General features: G+C 69.2%; 9 protein-coding genes and 1 pseudogene. 3 read left to right on the forward strand and 7 right to left on the reverse strand.

Annotated features, from left to right (window positions below; genetic code table 11):
• Positions 1-1125, reverse strand: coding sequence for a peptide chain release factor 2 (gene prfB / locus CYR75_RS06260; protein WP_101499288.1), 1125 nt, complete (start codon positions 1123-1125; stop codon positions 1-3).
• Positions 1126-1301: 176 nt separating this feature from the next.
• Between prfB and CYR75_RS06265 the strand changes: the two genes are divergently transcribed.
• Entirely contained in the window at positions 1302-1757 is a 456-nt protein-coding gene (locus CYR75_RS06265; RefSeq protein WP_101500907.1) for an MgtC/SapB family protein, read from the forward strand.
• Between the two features lie 4 nt (positions 1758-1761).
• On the opposite strand, the gene CYR75_RS06270 is transcribed toward CYR75_RS06265, so the two are convergent.
• From CYR75_RS06270 to CYR75_RS06280, 3 genes and pseudogenes are all read right to left on the reverse strand, one after another.
• The gene (locus CYR75_RS06270) at positions 1762-4341 is read right to left on the reverse strand and encodes a penicillin-binding protein 1A (protein ID WP_101499289.1); all 2580 of its coding nucleotides are present in this window, start codon (positions 4339-4341) and stop codon (positions 1762-1764) included.
• A 102-nt stretch (positions 4342-4443) separates the two neighbouring features.
• Positions 4444-5708, reverse strand: a pseudogene (locus CYR75_RS06275) (N-acetylmuramoyl-L-alanine amidase).
• On the reverse strand, positions 5708-6844 hold the full coding sequence (locus CYR75_RS06280) for a pyridoxal phosphate-dependent aminotransferase (RefSeq protein WP_101500908.1): 1137 nt from the start codon (positions 6842-6844) through the stop codon (positions 5708-5710). The pseudogene CYR75_RS06275 and the gene CYR75_RS06280 overlap by 1 nt, the downstream one beginning before the upstream one ends.
• Positions 6845-7024: 180 nt before the next feature.
• On the opposite strand from CYR75_RS06280, the gene CYR75_RS06285 reads away from it, so the two are divergent.
• Entirely contained in the window at positions 7025-7765 is a 741-nt protein-coding gene (locus CYR75_RS06285) for a DsbA family protein (protein ID WP_101499290.1), read from the forward strand.
• A 15-nt stretch (positions 7766-7780) separates the two neighbouring features.
• On the opposite strand, the gene fdhD is transcribed toward CYR75_RS06285, so the two are convergent.
• Positions 7781-8608, reverse strand: coding sequence for a formate dehydrogenase accessory sulfurtransferase FdhD (gene fdhD, locus CYR75_RS06290; protein ID WP_101499291.1), 828 nt, complete (start codon positions 8606-8608; stop codon positions 7781-7783).
• Positions 8609-8794: 186 nt separating this feature from the next.
• On the opposite strand from fdhD, the gene CYR75_RS06295 reads away from it, so the two are divergent.
• A complete protein-coding gene (locus CYR75_RS06295; protein WP_158644600.1) occupies positions 8795-9331 on the forward strand; it encodes a hypothetical protein in 537 nt (178 codons plus the stop codon).
• 18 nt (positions 9332-9349) lie between these two features.
• Here CYR75_RS06295 and selB read toward each other — a convergent pair whose 3' ends face one another.
• Together selB and selA are read right to left on the reverse strand one after the other, a co-directional pair.
• Positions 9350-11233 (reverse strand): selenocysteine-specific translation elongation factor, encoded by a 1884-nt coding sequence (gene selB / locus CYR75_RS06300; protein ID WP_101499293.1) that lies wholly within the window; start codon positions 11231-11233, stop codon positions 9350-9352.
• Positions 11230-12591 carry an L-seryl-tRNA(Sec) selenium transferase gene (gene selA / locus CYR75_RS06305; RefSeq protein WP_264080907.1) on the reverse strand — a complete coding sequence of 454 codons (1362 nt, stop codon included), beginning with the start codon at positions 12589-12591 and terminating at the stop codon, positions 11230-11232. Before selA ends, selB begins: the two co-directional genes overlap by 4 nt.
• Positions 12592-12596 lie beyond the last annotated feature (5 nt).

A 12596-nucleotide genomic window follows, 5' to 3' on the forward strand; every position in this document is an offset into this window, starting at 1 on the left:
TCATTCCGCCGTCGCCTCGGCCCGGCTCTTGCCCGACACGTCCAGCGCCAGCGTGGCCGCCATGAACCCGTCGATATCGCCGTCCAGCACGCCCTGCGTATCGCTGGTCTCGTGGTTCGTGCGCAGATCCTTCACCATCTGGTAGGGGTGCAGAACATAGGACCGGATCTGGTTGCCCCAGCCGGCATCGCCCTTGGCATCGTGCTGGGCGTTGATCTGCGCGTTGCGGCGGTCCAGTTCCATCTGATACAGCCGCGCGCGCAAGGCGTTCATCGCCGCCTCGCGGTTCTGGTGCTGCGATTTCATGCTGCTGGTGACGACGATCCCGGTCGGCAGGTGGGTGATCCGCACCGCCGAGTCGGTGGTGTTCACGTGCTGTCCGCCCGCGCCGGACGACCGATAGGTGTCGATGCGGATCTCGTTGTCGGGAATGGTGATCTCGATATTGTCATCGACCACGGGATAGACCCAGACCGACGAAAACGAGGTATGCCGCCGCGCCGCGCTGTCATAGGGACTGATGCGGACAAGGCGATGCACGCCCGCCTCGGATTTCAGCCAGCCATAGGCGTTATGGCCCGAAATGCGATAGGTGGCGGACCGGATGCCCGCCTCGTCGCCCGAGGTTTCGGACACCAGCTCGACCTCGTAGCCCTGATTTTCGGCCCACCGCACATACATCCGCGCCAGCATCGAGGCCCAGTCGCAGCTTTCCGTGCCGCCCGCCCCGGCATGAACCTCAAGGAAGGTGTCGTTGCTGTCGGCCTCGCCGTTCAGCAGCGCCTCGAGCTCTTTCTGCGCGGCCTCTTGGGCCAGCGCCTTCAGGTTCGCCTCGGCCTCGCGGACCAGTTCCTCGTCGCCCTCATCCTCGGCCAGTTCGACCATCTCGGCATTGGCGGTCAGATCGGCTTCGATCCGGCGATAGCCTTCGACGGCGTCGGACAGGGCCTGCCGCTCGCGCATCAGCTTTTGCGCCCGCGCCGGGTCGGACCACAGATCGCCATCCTCGATCATGGCGTTCAGTTCCTCCAGCCGGTGGGGGGCGGTTTCCCAATCCATGCGCTGCGCCAGCAGCCGCAGGGATTTGCGGATGGCTTCGATGGTGGCAGCGGTTTCGGCGCGCATGGGTCGGTCCTTCGTCTGGGGTGCAAGGGAAGTAACGCGAGAACGCGCCGCTCACAAGGGTTGCCGCACCCGCGCCGCCCTGGCGGGAACCCCTTGGGGCCTCAGCCGCGTTGGGCCGGGGCAACACAAGGCGGATAACATTGGATCTCTCGACCCATTTCACCCAGCTTCAATCCATGTCCGAGCTGGACGCGCTGATCCGCATGGCCATGGCCCTGCTGCTGGGCGGGCTGATCGGCTGGGACCGCGAGGCGAACGCCAAATCCGCCGGGCTGCGGACGCATATGATGATCTCGCTTGCCGCCGCGCTGTTCACCGTGATCGCGCTGGAACTGACCCATATCGAGGGCGACCCGCAAGCCTCGATGAGCTATGACCCCGGCCGTCTGATCGAGGCCGTGACCTCGGGCGTGGCGTTTCTGGCGGCGGGGTCCATCGTCATCAGCGGGACGAATGTGCGCGGCATCACCACCGGCGCGTCGATGTGGCTGGTGGGCGCCATCGGGCTGTGCTGCGGCACCGGCGATCTGGTGCTGGCGGTGATGGCGACCGGCATGGCGCTGCTGGTCCTGTGGGTGATCCGCAAGGTCATCCCGCAGCCCGAGGCGCAGAAAGCCGACAGCGGCGACTAGGCCGCTAATACAGCCCGCCCGACGAGATCGTGCCGAAGTCGGCCTTTTGCGGGATCACCTTGCGCTTGCCGCTCGAGGTCGTGACCGCCTTGGCACCGCCGCCGCCCTGCGACGTCTGCGGCAGTTCCTTCAGCGTCAGCGGAATGCCCTCGACCCCCGGCATGACCTTGGGTTCGAACCCGCCATCGATGACCCGGATGCCGGTCCATTCCGAGCCGTCGCGGAAGAACTCGGCGATGACATTGTCGCCGGTCGCGTTCTCGGCCAGCCGCGCGCCCGAGAAGCGGTCGATCTTGACGAAATGTCCGCCCGGCGGGACGCGGAACTTGGTGCCGCCATATTCCTTGATCGCCTCGCGCATGAAGGCGTTGAAGACCGGGACGCACAGCGTGCCGCCGAAGGCGCCCTGCCCCAGCGGGCGCGGCTGGTCATAGCCCAGATAGCAGCCGGCGGCGATGTTCGACGAAAAGCCCACGAACCAGACGTCCTTGGCCTCGTTGGTGGTGCCGGTCTTGCCGGCGATCGGCACCGGCAGGTTCACGCCCTTGCCCGAGCCGCGCTTGACGACGCCTTCCATCATCGAGGTCAGCTGATAGGCGGTGACGGCGTCCATCACCCGCTCGCGGTTGCTCTGGATATCGGGCGAGGTGCCGGCGGGCAGCGCGTTGCGCGCACAGCCCACGCAGTCGCGCTGATCGTGGCGATAGATGGTCCGCCCGCGCCGGTCCTGCACGCGGTCGACCAGCGTCGGTTCCACCCGCTCGCCGCCATTGGCGAACATGGAATAGGCCGCGACCATGCGCAGCAGCGTGGTTTCCTGCGCCCCCAGCGAGTTGGCCAGAAAGCCGTTCATCCGGTCATAGACGCCGAAGCGTTCGGCATAGCGGCCGACCGTGTCCATGCCGATATCCTGCGCGATCCGGATGGTCATCAGGTTGCGCGACTGCTCGATCCCCGTCCGCAGCGGCGTCGGGCCATAGGTGCGGTTCGACGCGTTCTTGGGCCGCCACAGCCCGGCGGGGGTGTTGATGGCGATTTCCTCGTCCACGACGATAGTCGCGGGGGTATAGCCGTTATCCAGCGCCGCCGCATAGACGAAGGGCTTGAAGCTGGACCCCGGCTGCCGCATCGCCTGCGTCGCCCGGTTGAAGACCGAGGATTGATAGGAAAACCCGCCCTGCATGGCGATGACGCGGCCGGTGTTGACGTCCATGGCCATGAAGCCGCCCTGGATCTCGGGCACCTGGCGCAGCGTCCAGCGGATGAAGCTGCCATCGCGGTCGTCGGTCATGGCGCGGACCATGACGACATCGCCGGGCTGCACCAGATCGCCCGCATTGCCGGCGCGGGGGCCCAGCTTGCCGTCCGGCAGGCGCGGGCGTGCCCATTGCGCGTCCTTGGCCGGTATCCAGTGGCCGCGCGGGTCGGCGGCAATACCCTCGATCCCAATGCGGGCGTTGCCGTCCTCGATCGCCAGCACGACGGCGGGCATCCAGCCGGGCACATCGCGAGGCGGCTCGCGCATGTCCCAAAGGGCCGCGCGCCATGCGGCTTCGTCGGACAGAGCTTCCGCGTCGATCTGCCCGATCACGCCATGCCAGATGCCGCGGCCGCGGTCATATTGTTCCAGCGCCTGCTGCAAGGCGCGGGCGGCAACCGCCTGCATGTCGGGTTCCACCGTGGCGCGGATGGTCAGGCCACCGCCAAAGAACTCGTCCTCGCCGAATTCCTCGGACAGCTGGCGGCGGATTTCGTCAGTGAAGTAATCGCGCGGCGGCAGCCGTTCGGCAAAGGCGGTGAAGTCGCCATTCTGGACCGAGCGCAGCGGCAGCGCGGCCTCGGCCCGCATCACCTCTTCGTCCAGATAGCCGTTCTGCCACATCTCGCGCAGCACATAGTTGCGCCGCCCGGTCAGCGCCTCGCGGGCGCGGACGGGGTGATACCGCCCCGGCGCCTGCGGCATCGAGGCCAGCATCGCGGCCTCGTGCGGGGCCAGTTGCGACAGGGTCTTGTTGAAATAGGTCTGCGCGGCGGCGGCCACGCCATAGCTGTTCTGGCCCAGAAAGATCTCGTTCAGATACAGCTCAAGGATCTGGTCCTTGTTCAGCGTCTGTTCGAGCCGCGTGGCGAGGATCAGCTCCTTGACCTTGCGTTCGATGCTGCGGTCCGAGGACAGCAGAAAGTTCTTCATCACCTGCTGCGTGATGGTCGAGGCCCCGCGCACCGTCGCCCCGCGCGAGGCGAGCGCGTCATAGGCCGCCTTGCCGATCCCGCCGATGTCAAAGCCCTGATGGCGGTAGAAGTTCTTGTCCTCGGCCGACACGAAAGCCTGCTTGACCAGATCGGGGATCTCCTCGATCGGCACGAAGATGCGGCGTTCCTGCGCGAATTCGTCGATCAGCTGGCCTTCGCCGGAATAGATCCGGCTGATGGTTTTCGGCGCGTATTGGGCCAGTTGTTCATGGCTGGGCAGGTCGCGGCCATAAGCCCAGAACACCCCGCCGATGATCAGCATGGCGAAGATCAGGCCGGTCACCAGCATCGAGAAGATGCCGCCGAAAAAAGAAAGGATGAATCGGATCACGCGCCTGCCCCGTTGGGTCTTTCAGCGGCTTCTTAGACGCACCGGGCGGCGCAGTCAAAAGAACTTGCCCTGAGACGGCCCCAAGGAGGTGGCCGGCCGACGCTAATGGCGGCGCAGATCGGATTGCGCGCTATCATCCTGCGCCCAATGGGTGACGGCGGCGGCAATCGCGCCCGCCATCCGCGCCCGCCATTCGGTATCGGTCAGGTTCGCCCGGTCGCCGGGGTCGGTCAGAAACCCCAGCTCGACCAGAACCGAGGGGATGTCCGGCGATTTCAACACGCTGAAGGCCGCGCCCTTGACCGGGTTGCGATGCAGCGCCAGCCCGGCCTGCGCCAGTTGCGAGGACAAGTGCTTGGCGAAGGTCTCGGACCGCGGCTGGGTGTCGGCGCGGGCCATGTCCATCAGCGTGGCCGCGATCTGGTCGTCGGTCCCCGCCAGATCCAGCCCGGCCAGCAGATCGGCGCGGTCATGGCGGGCGGCGAGTTGCCGCGCGGCCCGGTCGTCGGCCTCACTGTTCCAGACAAAGACCGAGGCCCCCGCCGCCTGCCCCTCGGGCAGCGCATCGGCATGCAGCGAGATGAACAGATCCGCCCCCGCCCCCGCGCCTGCGTCATCCGCGATTCGAGGCCCAGAAACATGTCCTTGTGGCGGGTCATCACCACCTCGAACCCGGCCCGGATCAGCTTTTCGGTCAGCTCGCGCGCGAAATCGAGCATCAGATCGGCCTCGCGCAGGCCGGATTCCACCGCGCCCGCGTCGATGCCGCCATGTCCCGGATCGACCGCCACCCGCAGCGGCTGCGGGCGCGAGGGGTCCATGACCGGCGTCGTCGGCAGCGGCAGGTTCCACAGCGCGGACATGGCATTGGGCGCCGCATCAAAGGCATCCTCGGCCACCGGCGACAGGCGCAGATGCAGCCGCGCCGGACCAGCGCCGGGGTCGGTGTCGGTGTTGGTGTTGCTGTTGCTGTTGCTGTCGGCATCGGTGGCCGCTGCCTCGGCGCGCTGCACGGCCTCGGTCACGGCATAGGGCGCGCGCAGTTCCAGCACCACGCGACCCCAGCCATTGCCCAGCACCGCGCCGCGCAGGCCGGCCAGCGCCTCGGCCCCCGGCATGGCGTCCAGACGGGCGGCGTTGGGGTCGATGCCGTCCAGGTCGATGACCAGCCGCTTGGGATCGTCCAGCAGCGTCAGCCGGTAGGGCGCGCGCGCCCCAAGCGCCAGTTCGATCAGCAGTTCCTGCCCCTGCGCGGCGATGCTGGACCCTGCCACATCCACCTGCGGCCCGGTCGCCGCGACCCCGTCCTGCGCCACCGCCGCCAGGGGCCAGAGCAGGCAGACCAGCACCAGCCGCAGCAGCCGCATCAGCGGTCCGCCATGAAGCGGCGCAGGCGGTCCATCGCCTCGTGCATGTCGGCGGTGCTGCCGGCATAGGAAAAGCGGATGGTCTGCCGCCCGCGACGCGGATCGAAATCCAGCCCCGGCGTCACCGCGACCCCGGCCTTGTCCAGGATCTCGGCCGCGAAGCCCACGCTGTCATCGGTCAGATGCGCGACATCGGCATAGATATAGAACGCCCCGTCCGGCGGCGCGATGCGATCGAAGCCGATCTGGGGCAGCGCCTCAAGCAGCAGGGCGCGGTTTTCGGCATAGACCGCCAGATTGGCCTGACATTCCTCGCGCGCCGACAGGGCGGCAAGGGCCGCGACCTGGCTGGCATGGGGCGGGCAGATGAACATGCTTTGGGTGATCCGCTCGATGGTGCGGACATGGTCGGGCGGCACGATCATCCAGCCCACGCGCCAGCCGGTCATGGCGAAATACTTGGAAAACGAGTTGATCACATAAACGTCGTCGCTGACCTCGAGCGCGGTGTGGCAACGCTCGCCATAGCTCAGCCCGTGATAGATCTCGTCCGAGATGACGCTGATCCCCAACTCTGCCGCGCGGTTCAGCAGCCCGCGATAATCCTCCAGCCCCAGCATCGTCCCCGAGGGGTTGCCGGGCGAGGCGAGCATCAGCCCGGCCACGTCATCTGGCAGATCCTCGGGCCGGGGCTGGTAGCGGTGTTCGGGCGCGGTCGGCAGGCCGACCGGCTCCAGCGACATCGCCCGCAGGATCTGGCGATAGCTGGGATAGCCGGGCTCGCCCAGGGCCACGCGCTCGCCCGCATCGAACAGCGCCGAAAACGCCAGCAGGAAGGCGCCGGACGACCCCGGCGTGACGATCACCCGTTCGGGGTCGAGGTCCAGCCCATACCAGTCACGATACAGATCCGCGATCCCCTGCCGCAGGGCCGGCAGGCCAAGCGCGCCGGTATAGCCAAGCGGCTCGTCCAGACGCGCCTGCAGGGCCGCGCGGGCGGCGGCCGGGGCCGGGGTCGAGGGCTGGCCGATCTCGAGATGGATGATCGAGCGGCCGGCGGCCTCGGCACGCATCGCCGCCTCCATCACATCCATGACGATGAAGGGATCGACCTGACCCCGGCGTGACTGGCGCATCATAGCCTCGCTGCGAATGGCGTTTCGGGGTCTATGCCCGCATGGCCGCGTCGGGGTCAAGCGCAGGGGCCGCAGGCCAGCCTCGGGCGCACGACACTGTGCAGGCGGGGCGGCTTGTCAAAGCCCCGCTTTGCGTCCAGTCTTGCGCCAGATTTCACGGACCATCAGGATTTTCCCCGCATGAAACGACTGCTTGCCGCGCTTGTGCTGGCCGCCACGCCCGCCGCCGCCCTTGATCTGGGCGCGATGGATGCGACCGAACAGGAACAGTTCAACGCCGCCATCCGCGCCTATCTTCTGGACAATCCCGAGGTGCTGATCGAGGCGATGAACGTGCTGGAACAGCGCCGGCTGGACAATGAGGCCGAAAACGACAGCGCCGTCATCGCTCAGCTTCGCGACCAGATCCTGAATGACGGCCATAGCTGGCAGGGCGGCAATCCCGATGGCGATGTCACCGTGGTCGAGTTCATCGACTATCGCTGCGGGGTCTGCCGCCAGGCCTTCCCGCAGGTCGAGCAACTGCTGCAGGATGACAAGAACATCCGCATGATCTTCATCGAGCTGCCGATTCTGGGGCAGGAAAGCGACCTCGCCTCGCGCTTTGCGGTCGCCGTTCAGCAGGCCGAGGGGCCCGAGGCCTACAAGCGCGTGCATGACCATTTCTATACCATGCGCGGCAATGTGACGATCGAGACGCTGCGCGAGATCGCATCCGAGATGGGCTTTGACGCCGACCAGATCATCGGCGCGATGAACTCGGACGCAGTGACCGATGTGCTGCGCAAGAACGCGCAACTGGCGCAGGCTTTGCAGATTTCGGGCACGCCCAGCTTTGTCATCGGCGACCGCCTGCTGCGCGGCTTGCCGCAGGGCGGGATCGCGCCGGTGATCGAACAGACGCGGAAGGAAAACGGCTAACGCTGCCTGCGGGCGTTACAGCCCGAACCGCTGCGGATGGGCATAGATCTCGGCCCGGGCGCTGCTGCGCGCGCGACCGGCCAGCCCCAGCCCCGCCGCCTGCGCCGCCGTCACGGCGGCCTGGGTGGGCGCAGACAGCGCGATCAGTGCGGCCGCGCCCATCAGCACCGATTTCTGCACCAGATCGACCGAGATCCGGCTGGTCATCACCACCGCACCCTGCCCGATCCGGCCCGCATCCTCGCCCCGCAACATGGCGCCGGCCAGCTTGTCCAGCGCATTGTGCCGGCCCACATCCTCGCGCAGCGCCACCAGTCCGCGCCCCGGCAGCAGGAAGCCCGCCGCATGGCTCGCGCCGGTGGCGTCACGCAGGCGCTGCCCGCCCTCCATCGCCGCCAGCGCCATGTCCAGATCATCCGTGGTGATGACGCAGTCGCCGGTGACGTGCGGCAGGGGCCGCATCGCCGCCGCCAGCGTCTCGACCCCGCACAGCCCGCAGCCGACCGGTCCGACCATGCGCCGGCGGCGGCCGATGAACCGTTCCGAGGCGGTGCGCTTCAGCCAGATCCGAAGGTCGATGCCATGCTCGACCGTCTCGGGCGTCACCGCGTCGATCTCGGCCGGGTCGGCGATGCCCTCGGTCAGCGAAAACCCGTAAGCGAAATCGACCAGATCGGCGGGGCTTGCCATCAGTACCGCCTGGGTCGTGCCGTCATAGCTGATCGCGATGGCGGTTTCCTGCGCCAGTTCGACATTCAGCGCCGCCCCGTCGCCCAACCGCTGCACGGGCGTGGTGGCGGTGGGCGGGGCGTCGGGCAGGTCGATCTGGCGGACTTTGGTCATGGCCGGACTCAACCGGCTTCGGCGCCCATCGTCAAGCGCCGCCTGCCCCCGCGCCAACAGGAACCTTGGCAAAAGCGGCGGCGTTGGCCTAGCATCAAGGACGACAGGCTGAACAAGCGCTTGCGTAACGGCGGGCTGAAGGGTCTGATGCCAGCCATGCGCCTGATGATCGCAAAAGGAACCGCCATGCGTAAACTTCTTCTCTCGACCGTGCTGTCACTGGGCACGCTGACCCTTGCGGCGCAGGCCCAGACGACGCCCGCCGCCGACCCCGTGACCCTGCCCGCACCGCCCGAGGCCGGCGCGCCGGTCGTGACCGGGGATGCGGGGACTACGGATGCGGCCCCGGTAGAGGCGGCACCTGCTGATGCCGCCCCGGCTGACACGGCGCCTGCTGACGCTGGGGCCGAGACGACAGCCGAAGCCGAACCCACCCAGCCCGCCAGCGTCGAAACCGCCCCGGAAACGGCAGAGCCGCAGGCCGAGGCGCAGGACGGCACCCAAGCCTCGGTCGGGGATGAGGGCGCCGTAGCGACCCCCGCGACCGAGCCAGAGCCGGCAGAGGGCGGCACCGCGCCGGAAAACGCAGGCTCGACCGGCTGGACCGGCGGCACGGGCGGCGCCTTCATCGGCACCACGCCCGCCGGCGCCGTGCCGCAATCCAAGACCTGGCAGCCGCCGGTGACGACGGGCATCGACCTGCTGGGCGGCCCGAACGGCTAAGACCCCCGGTCGCGCCCGTCAGAACAGATGGGCGCGATGCGGATTGACGCGGCGCAGATCGCCCCGGCGCAGGGTCAGCCCTAGCCGGTCGAAGAAATCGAGGATCTCGATGGCGACCTTGCGCCCGTTCTGCGTGCGGTCGCGAAAGGCGGGCGCGGTGAACCAGCCCTCGCTGCCCGCATCCGACAGCTCACGGATCATCGCCGCCATTTCCGCCGTCGTTGCGCGCAGAAAGAAGTGGTCGCGCGCAATCTGATCGACCCGACCCAGCCGCGCGGCGAGTTTCAGCACGCGCCGCACCTCGCCCTCGGCCATGCCCAACCCCCCCGCCAGATCGCGCACGCGGGGCGGGCGGAACCGCGCCTCACCGGCCAGTTCCGGCGCGATCCGGGCATACAGCGCCTCATCCGCCGGCGCCATTTGGGGAGCGTGACCGGGCAGGCGCACAAAGCCTGCCTCGGCGTGGATACGACCAGCCGAAATCGCGTTGCGCAGCAGCGCCTCGAACACCGGCAGCGGCAGGCGCGGGCGCAGCGACAGCCGCAGCGCCTCGCGCCCCATGCCCTGCAAGTCCGGGTTGGCCTCGTGATAGGCCGCCAAAGTCTCCGTCAGCGCCTGCTGCATCTCGTCCGGCAGGCCCTTGCGGAAGGCCATGCGGTTGGTGGGCGGGCCGAGGATATCTGCGTAACCCGGCTCTGCCGCCGTCAGCCCCCGGTCGCGGTAGAAGGCGGCCAGATCGACATGCCCCGGCGGCACCTGCAACAGCGCCTGCAAGGCCCCGTCATGGTCCGGCAGCGCCCAGGCCCGCAGCGCGGCGTGGCGTTCGGGCGTGGCCCGGCGGCGGGCGGGCGGGCGCAGGTCCAGCAAGCGGCCGCCGCCCAGGGTCCGGCTGGCCGAGGGATCGCGCAGGATGAAGCCGTCGCCCCAACCGACCGCCAGCGGCCGGTCGAGCACCATCTGCACCAGTTCCGCCCCATCGGGCAGGCGCGCGCCCAAGGGCACCAGCCGCGCCTCGGCCTCGGCGCTGCCGACATGCAGCCGGGCGCGGGTGCCAGAGCGGAACGGGGTGGCATGGGTCCAGTGCAGCGCGACATCGACGCGGTCGGTCGGCGCGTGCAGTTCGGGCGCCAGCACCGCGTCGCCGCGCCCGACCTGATCGCGGGCGATACCGGCAAGGTTCAGCGCCACCCGCATCCCCGGCCCCGCCACATCGACCCGCCGGTTCTGCGCCCGCACGCCGCGCACCCGCACCGGCAGCCCGGCGGGCGAGACGGTCAGCTGGTCCCCCACCCGCACCTCGCCCGCGCGCAGGATGCCGGTGACGACCGTGCCCGCGCCCTCGATCGAAAACGACCGGTCGATGATGACGCGACACGGCTGCCCCGCCTCGCGCTGCGCGGTCTCCGCCGCCTGCCGGGCCAGCAGATCGCGCAGCGCGTCGATCCCCTGCCCGCTGCGGGCCGAGACGGCCAGCACCGGCGCCCCCGCCATCGGCGTCGCCTGCAGGCGCTGCGAGATCCGCGCGCGCAGCTCGTCCAGCGCCGGCGCCTCGGCCAGATCCGCCTTGGTGATCGCGACCACGGCGCGGGTAACCCCCAGCAGCGACAGGATCGCCAGATGCTCCTGAGTCTGAGGCATGATGCCGTCATCGGCGGCGACCACGATCAGCGCCAGATCGATGCCGCCCGCCCCCGCGACCATGGTGTGAACCAGCCGCTCATGCCCCGGCACGTCGACAAAGCCGGTGACGCTGCCATCGCCCAGATCGGTATAGGCAAAGCCCAGGTCGATGGTGATGCCACGCGCCTTTTCCTCGGCCAGCCGGTCGGTGTCGGTGCCGGTCAGCGCGGCGACCAGGGCGGTCTTGCCGTGGTCGATATGTCCCGCCGTCCCGATGATCACGGGGCCAGCCCCGTCAGCGCATGGATCAGCCGATCATCGCCGCGCAGTCCGCGCAGATCGAGGATCAGCGCCCCGCTTGCGATCCGGCCCAGAACCGGCACCGGCAGCGCCCGCAGCCGCGCGGCGAGCTGCTGCGGCGCCGCACCGCCCGGCCCGGTCAGCGCCAGACCCGCGCTTGGCAGCGTGTCCGTGGGCAGCGCGCCGGACCCGACCTGGCTCGCGCAATCGCAGACCGCGACCTGAAAACCAATGGCGCCGACCGCCTGCTGCACCCGTGGCTGCAGCCGTTCGGCCTGCGCGGCGATGTCGTCGCGGGGCCGGGCCAGCATGGCCAGCGTCGGCAGCGTCTCGATCAGCCGGTCGGGGTCGAGATACAGTTCCAGCACCGCCTTCAGCGCGGCGATGCGGATCTTGTCGAGACGCATGGCGCGCTTCATCGGGTTGCGGTTGATCCGCGCGATCAGATCGGCGCGGCCGCAGATGAAGCCGGCCTGCGGCCCGCCCAGCAGCTTGTCGCCGGAAAACGTCACCAGATCCGATTGCGCCACCGCCTCGGCCACGGTCGGCTCGCGCCGCAGCCCATAGCGCGACAGGTCGATCAGCGACCCGGAACCCAGGTCGTTCAGCACCGGCACCTCGCTGCCCTCGGCCGCGATCTCGCGCAGGGTCGCGGCGGGCACCTCGCTGGTGAAGCCCTCGATCCGGTAGTTCGAGGTGTGGACCTTCAGCATCACGCCGGTCTGCGGACCGAGAGCGGCGCGATAATCGCCGGGATGGGTGCGGTTGGTGGTGCCGACCTCGCGCAGGGTGGCGCCGGCGCGGGCCATGATATCGGGGATGCGGAAGGCGCCGCCGATCTCGATCAACTCGCCGCGCGAGACGATGGCCTCGCGCCCGCCCGCCAGCGTGTTCAGCGCCAGCAGCACGGCGGCGGCGTTGTTGTTGACCACGGTCGCGTCCTCGGCCCCGGTCAGGCGGCGCAGCAGGTCGCGCAGATGGTCGTCGCGCTCGCCCCGCCCGCCGCTGTCCAGATCGAACTCCAGCGCCACCGCGTCGCGCATGGCGTCGGTGGCGGCGCGGATCGCGGCCTCGGGCAGCAAGGCCCGGCCAAGATTGGTGTGCAGGATCGTGCCGGTCAGGTTCAGGCAGGGCCGCAGCGGATCGGGGCGGGTCAGCGCGGCGGCGGCGGCCGACAGCACCGCCCCGGCCGCGTCGGCGGGCAGCGCATCGCCGGCCAGCGCCTCGGCCCGCAGCGTCTCCAGCGCCAGCCGCAATTCCCGCGTCACCGGCCCGCGCCCATGCGCCGCAACCAGCGCCCGCCCGGCATCCGCGTTCAGCAGCCGGTCGATCGAGGGCAAGCCCC

This window comes from Paracoccus jeotgali (assembly GCF_002865605.1).
Lineage (GTDB): Bacteria > Pseudomonadota > Alphaproteobacteria > Rhodobacterales > Rhodobacteraceae > Paracoccus > Paracoccus jeotgali.

What these genes read in the sequence shown, in the direction of transcription:
- CYR75_RS06295 (WP_158644600.1), top strand. Translation starts at nt 8,795, where the DNA reads ATGCGTAAACTTCTTCTCTCGACCGTGCTGTCACTGGGCACGCTGACC.
- CYR75_RS06285 (WP_101499290.1), top strand. Translation starts at nt 7,025, where the DNA reads ATGAAACGACTGCTTGCCGCGCTTGTGCTGGCCGCCACGCCCGCCGCC.
- fdhD (WP_101499291.1), bottom strand. Translation starts at nt 8,608, where the DNA reads ATGACCAAAGTCCGCCAGATCGACCTGCCCGACGCCCCGCCCACCGCC.
- CYR75_RS06280 (WP_101500908.1), bottom strand. Translation starts at nt 6,844, where the DNA reads ATGCGCCAGTCACGCCGGGGTCAGGTCGATCCCTTCATCGTCATGGAT.
- CYR75_RS06265 (WP_101500907.1), top strand. Translation starts at nt 1,302, where the DNA reads ATGTCCGAGCTGGACGCGCTGATCCGCATGGCCATGGCCCTGCTGCTG.
- prfB (WP_101499288.1), bottom strand. Translation starts at nt 1,125, where the DNA reads ATGCGCGCCGAAACCGCTGCCACCATCGAAGCCATCCGCAAATCCCTG.